The 14,604-nt window shown below is 71.8% G+C and carries 10 protein-coding genes; 5 read left to right on the top strand and 5 right to left on the bottom strand.

Going from position 1 to position 14,604, the window contains the following annotated elements:
- Positions 1–61: 61 nt before the first annotated feature.
- Both AB0I21_RS48015 and AB0I21_RS48010 read right to left on the bottom strand, forming a co-directional pair.
- Entirely contained in the window at positions 62–895 is an 834-nt protein-coding gene (locus AB0I21_RS48015; RefSeq protein WP_344508630.1) for an AfsR/SARP family transcriptional regulator, read from the bottom strand.
- A 45-nt stretch (positions 896–940) separates the two neighbouring features.
- Positions 941–1,852 carry a hypothetical protein gene (locus tag AB0I21_RS48010; RefSeq protein ID WP_360571262.1) on the bottom strand — a complete coding sequence of 304 codons (912 nt, stop codon included), beginning with the start codon at positions 1,850–1,852 and terminating at the stop codon, positions 941–943.
- Positions 1,853–2,738: 886 nt separating this feature from the next.
- Here AB0I21_RS48010 and AB0I21_RS48005 point away from each other — a divergent pair.
- On the top strand, positions 2,739–5,846 hold the full coding sequence (locus AB0I21_RS48005) for a BTAD domain-containing putative transcriptional regulator (protein WP_360571260.1): 3,108 nt from the start codon (positions 2,739–2,741) through the stop codon (positions 5,844–5,846).
- Positions 5,847–5,890: 44 nt separating this feature from the next.
- Here AB0I21_RS48005 and AB0I21_RS48000 read toward each other — a convergent pair whose 3' ends face one another.
- A complete protein-coding gene (locus AB0I21_RS48000; protein ID WP_360571258.1) occupies positions 5,891–8,032 on the bottom strand; it encodes an MMPL family transporter in 2,142 nt (713 codons plus the stop codon).
- Between the two features lie 143 nt (positions 8,033–8,175).
- Here AB0I21_RS48000 and AB0I21_RS47995 point away from each other — a divergent pair, with 143 nt between their 5' ends.
- Entirely contained in the window at positions 8,176–8,844 is a 669-nt protein-coding gene (locus tag AB0I21_RS47995; protein WP_360571256.1) for a winged helix-turn-helix transcriptional regulator, read from the top strand.
- 319 nt (positions 8,845–9,163) lie between these two features.
- On the opposite strand, the gene AB0I21_RS47990 is transcribed toward AB0I21_RS47995, so the two are convergent.
- Positions 9,164–10,336, bottom strand: coding sequence for a nucleotide disphospho-sugar-binding domain-containing protein (locus AB0I21_RS47990; RefSeq protein WP_344508640.1), 1,173 nt, complete (start codon positions 10,334–10,336; stop codon positions 9,164–9,166).
- A 151-nt stretch (positions 10,337–10,487) separates the two neighbouring features.
- Between AB0I21_RS47990 and AB0I21_RS47985 the strand changes: the two genes are divergently transcribed.
- A complete protein-coding gene (locus tag AB0I21_RS47985; RefSeq protein WP_360571254.1) occupies positions 10,488–11,666 on the top strand; it encodes an acyl-CoA dehydrogenase family protein in 1,179 nt (392 codons plus the stop codon).
- Between the two features lie 13 nt (positions 11,667–11,679).
- Positions 11,680–12,117 carry an SgcJ/EcaC family oxidoreductase gene (locus tag AB0I21_RS47980; RefSeq protein WP_360571252.1) on the top strand — a complete coding sequence of 146 codons (438 nt, stop codon included), beginning with the start codon at positions 11,680–11,682 and terminating at the stop codon, positions 12,115–12,117.
- Between the two features lie 298 nt (positions 12,118–12,415).
- Here the strand turns inward: AB0I21_RS47980 and AB0I21_RS47975 are convergent, their stop codons facing one another.
- On the bottom strand, positions 12,416–13,729 hold the full coding sequence (locus AB0I21_RS47975) for an acyltransferase (RefSeq protein ID WP_360571250.1): 1,314 nt from the start codon (positions 13,727–13,729) through the stop codon (positions 12,416–12,418).
- Between the two features lie 331 nt (positions 13,730–14,060).
- On the opposite strand from AB0I21_RS47975, the gene AB0I21_RS47970 reads away from it, so the two are divergent.
- The gene (locus AB0I21_RS47970) at positions 14,061–14,507 is read left to right on the top strand and encodes a hypothetical protein (protein WP_344508647.1); all 447 of its coding nucleotides are present in this window, start codon (positions 14,061–14,063) and stop codon (positions 14,505–14,507) included.
- Positions 14,508–14,604 lie beyond the last annotated feature (97 nt).

Below are 14,604 nucleotides of genomic sequence, written 5' to 3'. Positions count from 1 at the left end.
ACACGGCCGCCCCGCCGTGCGGCGTGGGGCGGCGGTCTGCGGGGTCGTGCCGGCGCGACGCTCAGCCGGCGAGGGTGGTCGGCTGCTGCCAGGCGGACGACGTGGTGAAGTTCGGGTCCTCGACCGCCGGGTCGCCGCGCAGGATCGCCCGCTGGAGGCGGCGCAGCGGCGGCGAGGGGTCCACCCCGAGGTTGGCCACCGTCAGGGTCCGCACCCGCTGGTAGGCCTCCAGTGCCTGGCCCTGCCGGCCGGCCCGGTACAGGGCGAGCATGTAGAGGGAGTAGAAGTGCTCGTGCAGCGGGTAGCGCGCGCACAGCGTGGCCAGCTCGCCGATCAGCTGGTGGTGCCGGCCGAGCCGCAGGTCCGTCTCGATGCGCAGGTCCAGGTCGCTGAGGCGGATCTCCTCCAGACGCGTCGTCTCCAGCCGCAGCTGCGAGCCGGCGGCGATGTCGGCGAACGCCTGCCCGCGCCACAGCCGCAGGGCGGCGGCGAGCTTGGCCGCGGCCTCCTGGTGGTCCTCGCGGTCGGCCGCCTCGTGCCCCTGCGCCGACAGCTCCAGGTAGCGGGTGGCGTCCACATCGTCAGGCGCGACGTCCAGCACGTAGCCGCACCGGCGGGTGATGAGCACGTCCCGCGGCGAGCGGTGCCCGCCGGCTTCGAGTGCCTGCTGGATCTTTTTTCGCAGCTGGAGCACGTAGGTATGCAGTGTCGGCACCGCGCTGCGCGGCGGACAGCTGCCCCAGATCTCCTCCAGCAGCGTGGAGATGGTGACCACGTGCCCCGCGTTGAGGGCCAGCATGGCCAGTAACTGGCTGGGTTTGTTGGCCGTCGGCACCACGGAGGCGCCGGCGACCGAGACCTCCAGCGGACCGAGGACCTTGATGTCGACTCGCATGGCTACTTCTTCCCTCGTGTGGTGGTGCCGGGCATGACGGGCCTCTCATCCGACCGGCCGGCCGAGGCCGAGCCGGAGCGCGAGTTGGTGCAGCCGCCCCGCCAGCGGCAGGATCAGCAGGCCGGCGCTGAGCAGCTCGACGACGACGATCGCGTCGAGATGCGGCCGGCCACGGTGCAGGCCGGTGAGGACCTGGCCGAGATCGGCGTCCACCGGGCGGGCGTCGTGCCCGCCCGCCGCGGCGCCGAGGTCGAGGTACATCTGCGGGTCCGGGGCGCCCGTGAGCAGGCGGGCGTCGTCGACGAGGTGGACCTGGGCGCCGTCGGCGAAGCCGGCCGGCAGCTCGGTGCCCGCCGCGTTGACGACCAGGGCACCCTTGGCCAGGTGCGTGCCGGCCGGGGCGTCGCCCACGTCCCCGGTGACGATCACCAGGTTGGCGCCGAACAGCGCCTGCCCGACGCTCGCCGTCGAGGTCAGCCTCGCACCGGCGAGCTCGAGCTGGTCGAGCACGCGCGGGTCGAGCGGGGCCGCCTCGGCGGTGCCGCCCGGCCAGACGGCGACGTGGCTGATGTCGGGCGCGTGCTGGGCGTTGGTCGCCAGCTGCACCTCGGCGGCGAGGCCGGAGCCGAGCACGCACGCGGTGATGAGGCCCGGGCCCAGCAGCTCCCGCACGGCCAGGGCGGTCAGCGCCGCCGCGCCGAGCAGGCGGAGCATCTCCGCCGGCATGAGGCTGCGGTCGCCGGTGCTGGACAGCTCGCACAGCACGAGCGTCTCGGTGACGTCGCCGGCGTCGGTACCGGCGTCCGCCGGCGTCCACGGCGTGAGTGTGCACCGGTAGGCGGCCGCGCCGGGACCACCGCGCGCGACGAGCTCCTCCGCCAGGATGTCCAGCGGGTTCATCATCGCGCCGGCGCGCCGCAGCTCCTCGCCGGTGAACAGGAGGATCGGATCAGCCATGTGCACCGCTTCTCATGCGTGCCGTGATTTTGCGCACCGAGCCTGCACGATTTCGCTTTCCGTCCGCCATCCATCCGCTATCACGGTCGAGAAGGCCATTGATTGTCGATAGATGCTTCACCGAATGCACGACCGGATGGACTCCTTCCCAGACGCCGACGGCGGCGCTGAAAAGAAACGAACATGGGGAGGAAATGTAATGTTCACGAATCGTAGGTTCATCGGCAGGCTCTTCCTCGCTGCGGCCACGGCGGTCGCACTGGTCAACACGATCGCGGCACCGGTGGCCACCGCCTTCGAGCCGTGGCACTGACGCGGCGGGCGGCATCTCCGTGGCGGCGCCGCACTCGCAGGTGACGGTCGGGCGACCACGCGCGACGACAGGTCCACGAAGGCGTCGACACGACGGCCGGACCCGATCCCCCGATCGGCCAGCGACCGCCCAGCGAACCCGGCAACCGCCACGAGCGGCCCGGCCGACCGAGATCATCGGCGGCCGGGCCGTTTCGGCGCGTCCGATCCTCGGTCGAACCGGCGATACCTCATTACACCGAACCGGCAAATCGACCATCCACCGAACAGCCAGACAGAATTCCACCGAAGGGACATCAAGTAGCGTATTACGCGGAACGCACGGTCCGGATCGAAGATTGCCAGAACTCGCCAGCAAAATATGCTTCAATCGATGTGGGCGAATTGCATTTCGGATCGGCGCAAGCCGGGAAGATCTGCCCGTGGCGCCAGCATGCGATGCTGGAGCACCGCGACGGCCCCGGCCGTCGACCCCGACGAACGCACACCAGGCCGCGCAGAGCATATCGAACGGGGGGTCATGCCAGGTGGCACGGTCGCGAAGGTCGTCTTCACCGGCCGATCGGGAAACCGAATGAAGTTCAGGATCCTCGGCCCGCTGGAGCTGGTGTGCGGCGGTGACGTGGTGAACATCGGCGGTCCCCGCCTGCGGGTGGTGCTGGCGATGCTGGCGCTGAACGCCAACCGGGTGACACCTGTCAACTCCCTCATCGAGGCCGTCTGGGAGCAGGACGAGCCGACCACCGCCCGCGCGCAGATCCAGATCTGCATCTCGGCGCTGCGCAAGCACGTCACCGGCGCCAACGGCACGGCGACGATCCGTACCCGCCCGGGCGGGTACATGCTGGAGATCCCCGACGCCGACCTGGACCGCACCGAGTTCGCCGCGCGGGTGCAGGAGGCCCGCAAGCACGCCGACGCCGGCCGGCTGGCGGAGGCCTCGACCGCGCTGCAGCAGGCGCTGGCGCTCTGGCGGGGCAACGCACTGTCCGATGTGGACAGCCCGCTGGTGCTGCGCGGCGCCGCCCAGCTGGAGGAGGACCGGCTCTCGGCGATCCAGGAGCTGGCCCGTCTCGACCTGGAGCTGGGCCGCCACCACGAGATCGGCGGCGCGCTCGCGACGCTGGTCGCCGAGCATCCGCTGCGCGAACGGCTCTACGAGCTGCTCATGCTCGCGCTGTACCGGTCCGGCCGGCAGGCCGAGGCCCTCGAGGTGAGCCGCCGCGCCCGGGCCACCCTCATCGACGAGCTCGGGATCGAGCCGGGCGCCGCCCTGCAGCACCTCGAACGGGCCATCCTCAACCGCGACCCGGCGCTGGAGGCGCACGCCGGTGCCCCGCCCGCCGAGCAGAGCACCGCGCCGGCGGCGCCCCGGCGCGTGGGACCCGAGCTCACCGTGCTGGTGCCCAACCAGCTGCCGCGCAGCATCGCCGACTTCACCGGGCGCGAGGCCGAGATCGCCGAGATCACCCGCATCCTCACCGGCTCGCCCGGGCAGGGCGACGCGCGCTACGCCATGCCGATCGTGGCCCTCGCCGGGAAGGGCGGCGTCGGCAAGTCGTGCCTCGCGGTGCGGGTCGCCCACGAGCTCAGCGACCGCTTCCCCGACGGGCTGCTCTACGCCGACCTCCAGCACCCCACCGACGAGGACCTGACCGGGGCGCTGCTGACCCGCTTCCTGCGGGCGCTCGGCGTGCCCGGCTCCGCGATCCCCGACGACGTCGAGGAGCGGGCCGAGCTGTACCGCAGCCGCCTCGCGCACCGCCGGGTGCTGGTCGTCCTCGACGACGTGTCCGCGGAGGAGCAGATGCAGCGGCTGCTGCCCGGCAGCCCGACCTGCGCGGTGATCGCGACGAGCCGGATGCGCCTGTCCGGGCTGCCCGGCGCGCACCTCGTGGACGTCGACGTGTTCGACACCGCCAACTCGATGCGGATGCTCTCCAAGATCATAGGGCCGATCAGGGTCGAGGCCGAGGAGCAGTCGGCGCTCGCGCTGATCGACTTCTGCGACGGCCTGCCGCTGGCGCTGCGCATCGCCGGCGCCCGGCTGGCCTTCAAGCGGCACTGGCGGCTGGAGACGGTGGTCGCCCGGCTCGACGACGAGGCGCACCGCCTCGACGAGTTCAGCCACCGCGGGCTCGAGCTGCGCTCCACCATCGGGCTGACCTACCGCGTGCTCAGCCCGCGCTGCCAGCGGCTGTTCCGGCTGTTCGCGCTGATCGAGGCGCCCGACTTCCCCGGCTGGACCGCCGCGGCGCTGCTCGACAGCCCGCTGCGCGAGGCGGAGGACGTGCTGGAGCAGCTCGTCGACGCGCAGCTGCTGGACACCGTCGAGTACCCCGGCGAGCGGATCCGGTACCGCTTCCACACCCTCATCCGCGCCTACGCCCTGGAGAGGCTGGCCGAGCAGGAGCCGGCGCAGGAGCGCGACGACGCGCTGTGCCGGGTCCTCGGCGCCTGGCTCGGCCTCGCCGAGGACGCCTACCGCAAGGACCACGGCGGCGACTTCAACATCCTGCACGGCACCGCACCCCGCTGGCGGATCGAGGGCGTCGAGCTCGACATCATCGGCAGCCCCCTGGAGTGGTGGGAGACCGAGCGCCGCGCCCTGGTCGCCGCGGTGCGCCAGGCGGCCGCGACCGGGCTGGACGAGCTGTGCTGGGACATCGCGCTCACCTCGGCCGGCCTGTTCGAGGTGAAGGGCTACTTCAGCGACTGGCAGGAGACCACCGAGCTGGGCCTGGCCGCCGCCGAGCTGGCCGGCAACCGGATCGGCCGGGCCGCCATGCTGTACTCGCTGGGCTGCCTGCACATGGTGCAGAAGCGGCTCGCCGAGGCCAGGCACTGCTTCGACACCGCGCTGACCATCTTCCGCGGCGGGAACCACGTGCACGGCTGCGCGCTGGTGCTGCGCGAGTCGGGCATCGTCGACCGGCACCAGGGCCGGTTCGCCGAGATGCTCGACAAGTTCCAGCAGGCGCGGCGGCTGCTGCAGCACGTCGGCGACGCCACCGGCGAGGCCCACGTGCTGCAGAGCCTCGCCGGTTACTGGGTCGAGGAGGGTGACACCGTGCAGGCGCACGAGCACCTGACCCGGGCGCTGGAGCTGTGCCTCACGGCCCGGCACCTGCGGGGCGAGGCGCAGGTGATGCACCGCTTCGCCGAGCTGTACCTGCGCACCGACCAGGTGGAGCTGGCCCGGCAGTCGTTGCACCGGGCCCTGCTCATCGTGCGCGACCTCGGCGACCGGATCGGCGAGTGCTACACGCTCTACGGGCTGGGCGTCGTGCGGCACCAGGAGGGCCGCCTCGACCAGGCGCAGACGACGTTGCAGCACGCGCTCTCCCTTGCTCGTGAACTGGGTGAGCGGATGGTCGAGGCCAAGGCGCTCTACGCACTCGGCGAGATCGTGCTCGCCAGGGGTGCCTACTCCGCCGCCGCCACCCACCTGCTCGACGCCGCCCACCTGCTCGACGAGCTCGACTCGGCGATGTGGCACGGCAAGACGCTCAGCCTCCTCGCCGAGGTGCACCGCAACCAGGGCGAGTTCGAGCTCGCCCGGGTCGAGATCGAGCAGGCCAAGGGGGTGCTCACCGACGTGAGCTCCCGCGACGCCGCCTACCTGCTGGTGCAGCTGGAGACGACCCGGGCCGCCCTGGAGGCGGAGCAGATCACGCGCTGACCCGGCGCCGCCGCTGCTGCGGGGCGCCGGGCCGGCGGTGCGGATCAGGAAACCAGGTCCGGCTGCCGCGGTGTGCCCTGGCCGTCGGCCTGCGCGGGCACCGGGTCGGCGTCCTCGGGCACGTCGGCCTTGGCCGCCAGCTTCGAGGGCCACCAGAGGTGCCGCCCGGCGTCCAGGCTCAGCGCGGTGACGAGCACCGAGCGCACGATGAACGTGTCGAGCAGGACGCCCAGCGCCACCGCGAAGCCCATCTCGGCGAGGAAGACCAGCGGCAGGCTGGCCAGCACGCCGAAGGTCGCGGCGAGGACCAGGCCGGCGGAGGTGATCACGCCGCCGGTGACGGCCAGGCCGACCAGCGCGCCGCGCCGCGTCCCGATCCGCAGCGCCTCCTCCCGGACCCGGGTGACCAGGAAGATGTTGTAGTCGATGCCCAGCGCCACCAGGAAGACGAAGACGTACAGCGGGAAGCTGCTGTCGACGCCGTTGAAGCCGAACACGTGCTCGAAGACCAGCGTGCTGACGCCCAGCGCGGCGCCGAAGGACAGCACCACCGTCGCCATGAGCAGCAGCGGCGCGACGATCGACCGCAGCAGCACGCACAGGATGAGCAGCACCACCACGAGCACCAGCGGGATGATCAGCCGGTTGTCGTGCTTGGTGGCCCGGTCCATGTCCAGGCTCATCGCCGTCGGCCCGCCGACCTTCGCGTCGGCGCCGGCGACCGCGTGCACCGCCGCGCGCAGCCGCACGATCGTGTCGTCGGCGGCGGCGCTGCCCGGCTGGGCCTGCAGCGTGCCCTCGATCAGGGCGAGCCCGTTCTTGACCACCGGCTCGGTGACGTCCACGACGCCGGCCGTGCCGCTGATGCCCGCCTTCAGCGCCGCGGCGCTGTCGGCCTTGCCCACCACCACGACCGGCTCGCCGGAGCCCGCCGGGAAGTGCTTGGACAGGACCTTCATCGCGCTGATCGACGGCTGCTCCGTCACGAACGTGTCCTCGGCGGACAGAATCCTGACGTTGAGCTGGGTGAGGCCGAGCGCCATGACACCGAGCACGAGCGCGGTGCCGATCCAGACGGTGCGCGGGCGGCGGGCGATCCGCTCGCCGAGCCGGGCCCAGACGCCGTGCGCGCTGGGCTCGGCGGAGCCGACCTGCGGCTTCTTCGGCCAGAACAGCCAGCGGCCGCAGATCACCAGCAGCGCCGGGAGCAGGGTCACCGCGACGAGCAGGCCGACGGCGATGCCGACCGCGGCGACCGGGCCGAGGCCGCTGGTGGAGTTCATGTCCGCGAACAGCAGGCACAGCATGCCGATCGCGACCGTGGCCGCGCTGGCCACGATGGCCGGTGCCGCGCGGCGCAGGGCGACGGCCATCGCGGCGTGCCGGTCCTCGTGCTGGCGCAGCGCCTCGCGGTACCGCGCGATGAGCAGCAACGCGTAGTCCGTGGTGGCACCGAAGACGAGCACGGTGAGGATCGAGGAGCTCTCACCGGTCGCGGTCACGCCGGCGTTCTTCGCCAGCAGGTAGATCACCGCCTCCGACGTGACGAGCGCGATCATCGCGCTGATCACCGGCAGCAGCCACAGCACCGGGCTGCGGTAGATGACCAGCAGCAGCACCACCACGACCAGGACGGTGGCGAACATCAGGGTGAAGTCGGCACCCTCGAACGCACTCACGTTGTCGGCGGTGAAGGCGAGCGGCCCGGCGATGTGCACCGTGAGTCCGGTGTCGCCGGCGGACGCGATGGCCCGGATCGCCTTGACCCGGTCGAGCGCCTTCGCCGGGTCGTCGGTGGTGACCTTCACCGGCACCACGACCTGCAGCGCCTGGCCGTCCTTGGCCTCGACGGGCGGGGAGACCTCCCCCGCGATGCCGTCCACGCCGGCGAACTTCGCCACGTCGGCCTTGACCTTCTCCAGGTCGGCGGGGGTCGTCCCGGACGGGCGCTCGTAGACGACGACCGCGGGTGCCACCTCGGTCGGCTGGAACTGCTTCTGCAGCTCGACGACCTGGGTCGACTCGGCGCTGCCGGGGAGCCACTGAGCGATGTCGTTCTTCTGCACGCCCGTGAGCTCACCCGACAGTGGCGACAGGCCCATGAACAGCACCAGCCACACGCCGAGCACGATCCACTTCGTCCGGCGCCCGCTGATGAGTCTCGCGACTCCAGCTACACGCTCCATGACTCCCCTCCCCCGGTCTGCACGACCTCGGTTGGCTTCCTTGGTTGGGTCCGCACCGTACATCGGTACTAGTTCATTTCTAAAAGCCAGCTTGCTAGAAACAAGCATACGGCGTCAAGCGCATCACGCAGTACGATCGGGTGATGAGCAAGCGAGCGTATGGGCAGTTCTGCGGCATCTCACGCGCGCTCGAGCTGATCGGGGAACGCTGGACGTTGCTCATCGTCCGAGACCTCCTCGTCGGCCCGCGCCGCTACACCGACCTGCGGATCGGCCTGCCCGGCATCCCGACCAACGTGCTGTCCGACCGGCTCAAGGACCTTGAGCGCAACGATCTCGTCCGCCGCAGCCTGCAGGCCCGGCCCGGCGGCGCGGTCGTCTACGAGCTGACGGACTACGGCCGCCAGCTCGAGCCGGCCGTGCTCCAGCTGGGCAAGTGGGGGGCCGGCGCCCTCACCGACCCCGGGCCCGACGAGGTCGTCACGCCGGACTCACTGGTCATGGCGCTGCGCACGACGTTCGAGCCGGCCGCCGCCGTGGGTGTGCACGCCGTCCTGGAGCTGCGCTTCGGCGAGGTCGTGGTGCACGCCCACATCGACGACGGGCGCCTCGAGGTGCACCCGGGCGGGCCCGACACGCCCGACCTCGTCATCGAGGCGGGACCGGTCCTGCGGGCGGTGATGGCCGGCGAGGTCGCCGCCGACGACGCCGTCGCCGGTGGCGATGTCACTCTCACGGGTGACGAGACGCTGTTCGCGCGGTTCGCGGAGCTGTTCCCCATCAAGCCCCGCCCACCCGTCGCCGCGGCCTGACCGCCCGGCGGGCGGTGCGCCACCCGGCCCCGCCCGCCCGTCGGCGCGGGCCGACCGGTCTGCGGGTGGTGCACCGTCAGGCCCCGCCCACCCGTCGGCGCGGGCCGACCGACCGGCGGGCGGTGCACCGTCAGGTCACGCCCGCCCGCCGGTGCGGGCCGACCGGTCTGCGGGCGGTGCGTCGCCGCGGCCTGGCCGCAGCACGTGGTCCGGGCGAGGCCGCCCGGCCGGCACTGTCCCGTCGGACCGTCTCCGCGCGCCGGCGCGGCCCGGCCACGGCGGGCGGGCCGGGCGAGGCCGCCCGGCGGGGTGTGTCCCATCAGGCCACGTCCGCGCGCCGGCGCGGCCTGATGGTGGCGGGCACGCCGCGCGCGACGGCGCCCAGCAGTTCGACGACCGTCGCCGGGGACGGCTGGCGGGCGATCTCCGCGGCGACGGCGCGGGCCGCCGCCCCGTGCCGCCGGTCGCCGAGCAGCGCGGCGCAGGCCGCCACGGCGTCGGGCACGGTCAGCTCGTCGGGCAGGATGCAGGCACCGGCGCCGGAGCGGGCGACCGCCTCGGCGTTGTCGACCTGGTCGTCGAAGACCGGGATCACCAGCTGCGGGACGCCGGCCATGAACGCGGTCAGCGCGGTGCCCTGCCCGCCGTGGTGCACGGCCAGATCGCAGGTCTGCAGCACCTGCCACAGCGGCATCCGCCCGACCTGACGGGCGACCGCCGGCAGCGGCGGCCAGGTCGCGGCGACCGCGTCGTCGACGGCGACGACCACCTCCACGTCCAGCCGCCCGAGCCGCTCCAGCAGCGGCACCACGACGTCGGTGACGCCGTCGGCGCCGAGCCGCGGCAGCACCGTGCCGAGGGTCAGGCAGATCCGCGGCCGGCGCGGCGGCGCCCACAGCCACGACGGCACGCGCGCGGCGCCGTTGTACGGCACGCAGCAGATCCCGTGGTGGGACGCGGCATGCCGCAGGCGCAGGCTCGGCGGCCACGGGTTGAGCACCTCGCGCGGGGCGGGCAGCGCGGCCAGGCCGTGCCGTTCGAGACCCTCCGCGAGCTGCACCGCGGCCCCCGCCCGGTACTCCGCCAGCCGCGCGACCCCCCACTGCAGCTCGACCTGCGGCACCCCGCACACCGCGGCGGCGACCGGCCCGGCGAACTCGGCCCGCTCGCTGACGATCACGTCGGGCCGCCAGGCGCGGACGAGGTCCAGCATCCCGGGCAGCGCGGACGCCGCGATCCGCCCGAACGCGTGCCCGTTGGCGAGCCGCCGCTGTTGCAGGTCCTCGGGGATGCCGGCCGCCGTGGTCAGTTCCACGAAGTCGATCGCCGGGCCGCACGACGCGACCGGCAGCCCGGATCTCGTCACCTCGGGCAGGAAGTTGTCGGACGTCGCGACGAGGACCTCGTGCCCGAACGTGCGGCAGCTCCAGGCGAGCGGCACCAGCGGGAACAGGTGCCCGGAAAGAGCGACGGACGTGAACAGCACGCGCATACCGGTCAGCATCCCCGCGCGGCACGGCGCCGTCTTCTTCCATCGAGCCGTCGCACACCGTGCGTGTCCCTTCCCGCACGGCAAGAGATGCACCGTTACCGGGCGCAATGCGACCGTCGGAGCGTCCCGCAGCAGCTGTGCCTAGGAGGAGATGGTGACCACTTCCGAAGTCCCCGACCGCGAGGAGCTCGTCCGCCGGGCGGCGGCCCTCCGGCCGACCCTGCGCGCCCGCACGGGCTGGGCGGAGGAGCACCGCCGCCTGCACGACGAGACCATCGAGGCCCTCGCGGATGCCGGGCTGTTCAAGCTGCGCACGCCGAAGCGGTACGGCGGCTACGCGGCGGACGCCACGACCCTCGTCGACGTCGCCACCGAGCTCGGCCACGCCGACAGCTCGGCCTCGTGGGTCACCGCGGTCTACTGGATTCCCACCTGGATGGCGGGGCTGTTCCCGCAGGCCGTCCAGGACGAGGTGTTCTCGACCCCGGACGTGCGCATCTGCGGGACGCTGAGCCCCAGCGCGCTGGCCCGCTCCGCCGAGGGCGGCATCGTCGTCAACGGCAAGTGGGGCTTCATCAGCGGCGCGCACCACGCGCACTGGCAGGAGATCATCGCCATCCTGGCGCCGGAGAGCGGTGAGCCGTACCCGGTGATGGCGCTCGTGCCGATGAGTGACCTGCTGGTCGTCGACGACTGGCACACGTCGGGGCTGCGCGGCACCGGCAGCGTCTCCACCGTCGCGCAGGAGCTGTTCATCCCGCAGGAGCGGGTCGTGCCGCTGCCGGCGGTGCTGCAGGGCTCCGCGGCCGGCGCCGGCGCCGAGGCCATGCACCAGGTGCCGCTGCTGCCGGTCGCCTCGGCGTCGTCGGTCGGCACCGTGCTGGGCATGACCCGCGCGGCGAAGGAGAGCTTCTTCAAGCGCCTGCCCAACCGGAAGATCACGTACACCGGCTACGACTCGCAGCGCGACGCGCCCCTCACCCACTTCCAGGTCGCCGAGGCCGCGACGAAGAGCGACCAGGCGGCGTTCCACGCCCACCGGCTCGCCACCACCGTCGACGAGAAGGCGGCCGCGGGCCTGCCCTGGAAGCTGGAGGAGCGGGCCCGCGCCCGGCACGACATGGGCACCGCCGTCCGCCTGGCGAAGGAGGCCGTCGACATCCTGGCGTCGGCCAGCGGCGGCTCGTCGGTGTACCAGGACGTGCCGATCCAGCGCATCGCGCACGACCTGCACACCATCAACCTGCACGCGCTGATGAACCCGAACACCAACGCCGAGCTGTACGGCCGGGTCCTGTGCGGCCTCGAACCCAACACGCTCTACATCTGACGGGAGAAACGGCATGACCACCACCACCCAGGGCCCGGCCGCGGACCAGGTCGCCGTGGCCGGCCTCACCCAGCGGGTCATCGCCGCCTGGGCCTACGGTGACGGCGACGGCTTCGCCGACGTCTTCACCGAGGACGGCACGATGATCCTGCCCGGCATGTACCGCAAGGGCCGCGAGGAGATCCGCGCGTACCTCAAGGACGCGTTCGCCAACCAGTACAAGAACACCCAGGTCACCGGTAAGCCGATCGACATGCGGTTCCTCGGCGACAGCGTCGTGGTGCTCCAGACGCAGGGCGGCGTGCTCGCGGCCGGCGAGTCCGAGGTCTCCGACGACCAGGCGATCCGGGCCACCTGGCTGGCCGTCAAGCAGGACGGCGCGTGGCGCCTGGCCGCCTATCAGAACAGCCCGGCCTTCAAGAGCCTGCCCACCCCCGGTACGCAGGCCTGACGGACCTGCCGCGAGAAACCCCTCGACCCTCCTCGCGGCGGCGCGACGGCCGGATCCCTCCACGGGATCCGGCCGTCGTCGCGTCCGCCCCCGCAAGAAGCACGGGCGACACGGCAAGCCACGCGACGGCGGGAACCCCGCGCCAGCAAGAGATGCACGTGCGGCCAGCGACGAACGCGCAGCTGGAAGCGTGTGACAGCAAGAGATGCACGTGCAGGTAGACAGCACGCGCGGCCAGAAGCACGTGACAGCAAGGAGGGCCGGTCCGATCGGACCGGCCCTCGTCATGCGCGGGGCGTCACGGTGCGGCCGGCACCTCGACCGCCTGGCCCGTCTTGACCGCGGGCTCCGCCGCCGGCGGGGCCGGGTCGGGCTTGCGCCGGCCCAGCTTCGACAGCGGCTGCTCCAGCAGGTAGTAGCTGACGGCGGACACCGCGATGGTGCCCACGGTGGTCCACGTCAGCAGCCACCAGAAGTTCGCCGCGCCGTAGAGCTCCGGACCGAAGCCCGGCGTGTTGCCGAAGAGCGGCCCCTGCTTCAGCAGCAGCGAGACCACCACCATGTGCCACAGGTAGACGCCGTACGAGATCCGCCCCACGAACCGGATCGGCCGCGGGTTCAGGGTGATCTCCATCAGCCGCGAGCGCACCCCGGGGACCGTCAGCGGCGCCACGATCAGGCCCGCGAAGAGCAGCACCAGGGCGTGGATGAGCAGCTCCTGGTTGAACGACGCCCAGTCGCCCATGCCGAGCTTGCCGAAGAACCGGTTCAGGTTCACCACGAAGACGACCAGCGCCAGCGCCCACAGCACGTTGGGGTGCTTGGCCACGAACGCGTAGCTGCGCGGGGTCTTGCCGCTCACCTGGTGGTACGCCGACACCGTCGCCAGCAGCATGCCGATGGCGAACGCGTCGTAGTAGCCGAACGGCCAGTACCAGAGGTTGTAGACGACCGCGGTGTCCAGCTGCGACGGGATGTTGGTGTAGACCGTCCACGCGAAGCCGATCACCGCGAAGAGCGTCAGCGGCGCCAGCATCCGCCGCCGCTTCGCCTCCAGCGTCGCGGCCTTGCGCGCGTACCGGCCGATGAGCACGGCGATGCCCGGCAGGATCAGGTAGAACAGCATCTCCGCCGGCACCGTCCAGGTCGGCACGAGACCGGTGATCCACGGCGCGTTCGGCCAGTAGAAGTGCATCAGCAGGTAGGGCCGCGCCGCGTACCAGAACCCGTCGATCTTGTTGATGTCGAAGACGAGCAGCGCGAACGTGACCACCACCCAGTAGGCCGGGATCAGCCGCAGGAACCGCCGCCACCAGAAGGGCCGCGCCGGTGGGTGCTTGGTGCCGGCGAGCACGGCACGGGCGAAGGGCCGGTAGAGGAAGAACGCCGAAAGCACGAAGAACGGCGCCAGGCAGACGGACAGGCCGTCGACGAGGACCGTCCAGATGCCGTGCGTCGGCAGGTCCAGGAAGCTGGTCAGCCCGGCGTAGAACGCGACATGGTAGACCACGACGCCGAGCGCCAGGTAGCCGCGTAAGCCCTCCAGCTTGTGGTCACGTTTGGTCTCGCCGGCGTTCTCGGTGCGCACGCCGGCGGCGATAGGTGCCGTCATTCTCGCTCCTCATCTGTTCATCGGCACAGCGGCGGAAATGCGGCCGGTTAATCGTCGAGAATCGCCGTCGCAACGCTCGGATATCCCCGCCGGTCACACCGGCGTCCAGTGGCGAAAGGGGCCGTGCGCGCCCCTTCCTCGCTTGCAGAATCTCACTCCTACGGATGACGGGACGTATTCAAGATTGCGCAGTTCGACCCGGCCGCCGCGCTCTCGGTGCGGGCGTCACGCGTATCGGACTATGCTGGCCGGGCCCGGAAATGCGGTCGATCATCGTCATGCCGCGAGGGCTACCGGAATCCGCGAACAGGTCCGCGAACAGGGGAGATCCATGACTGAAACCAAGACCGAGACCAAGCAGGACGCCGCGCTGCGCCGGCTCGAGAAGCTCCTCGGCACCTGGGAGGTGAGCGGTGACGCGACCGGCACGGTGACCTACGAGTGGGGCCCGGGCGAGAAGTTCGTGCTGCAGCACGTCGACATCACGCTCAACGATCACCACATCGTCGGGCTGGAGGTCATCGGGCGACTGCTCCCGTTCGGCGCGGAGGAGCCGAGCGAGGAGATCATGTCCCGCTTCTACGGCTCCGACGGCGAGACCTACGACTATGTCTACGAGGTGAGCGAGGACGGCAGCACGCTCACGATCTGGGGCGGGGTCCGCGACTCCCCCGCCTACTTCCAGGGGACCTTCGACAAGACCGGCACCAAGAACGAGGGTGCCTGGGTCTACCCGGGCGGCGGCGGTTACACGTCCAACATGACGAAGGTCAAGTAGGTGGGTGATCATGCCCGTGGGCTGTCAAGATGACCCCGTGACCGCCACCGCTCAACACCTCGTCCGGCTGGACGACATCCGCGACGCCGCCGCGCGG

The organism is Dactylosporangium sp. NPDC050588, from assembly GCF_040654975.1.
GTDB classification, from domain to species: Bacteria; Actinomycetota; Actinomycetes; order Mycobacteriales; family Micromonosporaceae; genus Dactylosporangium; species Dactylosporangium maewongense.
Note: the sequence above shows the minus strand (reverse complement) of the source record. Positions and strands in the feature narration are given on the sequence as shown.

Excerpts from the sequence above, each read along its gene's own strand:
- AB0I21_RS48015 (WP_344508630.1), bottom strand. The coding sequence starts at position 895 with ATGCGAGTCGACATCAAGGTCCTCGGTCCGCTGGAGGTCTCGGTCGCC.
- AB0I21_RS48010 (WP_360571262.1), bottom strand. The coding sequence starts at position 1,852 with ATGGCTGATCCGATCCTCCTGTTCACCGGCGAGGAGCTGCGGCGCGCC.
- AB0I21_RS48005 (WP_360571260.1), top strand. The coding sequence starts at position 2,739 with ATGAAGTTCAGGATCCTCGGCCCGCTGGAGCTGGTGTGCGGCGGTGAC.
- AB0I21_RS48000 (WP_360571258.1), bottom strand. The coding sequence starts at position 8,032 with ATGGAGCGTGTAGCTGGAGTCGCGAGACTCATCAGCGGGCGCCGGACG.
- AB0I21_RS47995 (WP_360571256.1), top strand. The coding sequence starts at position 8,176 with ATGAGCAAGCGAGCGTATGGGCAGTTCTGCGGCATCTCACGCGCGCTC.
- AB0I21_RS47990 (WP_344508640.1), bottom strand. The coding sequence starts at position 10,336 with ATGCGCGTGCTGTTCACGTCCGTCGCTCTTTCCGGGCACCTGTTCCCG.
- AB0I21_RS47985 (WP_360571254.1), top strand. The coding sequence starts at position 10,488 with ATGGTGACCACTTCCGAAGTCCCCGACCGCGAGGAGCTCGTCCGCCGG.
- AB0I21_RS47980 (WP_360571252.1), top strand. The coding sequence starts at position 11,680 with ATGACCACCACCACCCAGGGCCCGGCCGCGGACCAGGTCGCCGTGGCC.
- AB0I21_RS47975 (WP_360571250.1), bottom strand. The coding sequence starts at position 13,729 with ATGACGGCACCTATCGCCGCCGGCGTGCGCACCGAGAACGCCGGCGAG.
- AB0I21_RS47970 (WP_344508647.1), top strand. The coding sequence starts at position 14,061 with ATGACTGAAACCAAGACCGAGACCAAGCAGGACGCCGCGCTGCGCCGG.